This is a genomic window from Microvirga pakistanensis (assembly GCF_004458765.1).
Classification (GTDB): domain Bacteria; phylum Pseudomonadota; class Alphaproteobacteria; order Rhizobiales; family Beijerinckiaceae; genus Microvirga; species Microvirga pakistanensis.
Window position 1 is genome coordinate 1 of record NZ_SPJX01000107.1, and the last position, 223, is coordinate 223.

General features: G+C 63.2%; 1 protein-coding gene. It reads left to right on the forward strand.

The genetic code is table 11. The features are described from left to right. Nucleotides 1-79 precede the first annotated feature (79 nt). Nucleotides 80-223, forward strand: a 144-nt coding sequence (locus E4K09_RS03080) for an endonuclease/exonuclease/phosphatase family protein (RefSeq protein WP_193557241.1), incomplete at its 3' end; no start/stop codon positions are given.

A 223-nucleotide genomic window follows, 5' to 3' on the forward strand; every position in this document is an offset into this window, starting at 1 on the left:
CGCATCAGCGGGCCCGCAGCCCTTCCCTCTGGGAAAAATCTGTCGTAGCCCGGGACGACTGATCGAGGGGCCGCTTTCCGTGAAACTCACCGTCTCCACCTGGAACATCAATTCCGTCCGCCTGCGCATCGACCAGGTCGCCCGCTTCCTGAAGGAGCGGCGCCCCGATATCCTGTGCCTGCAGGAAACCAAGTGCCCGAACGACAAGCTGCCCCTGAAGGAC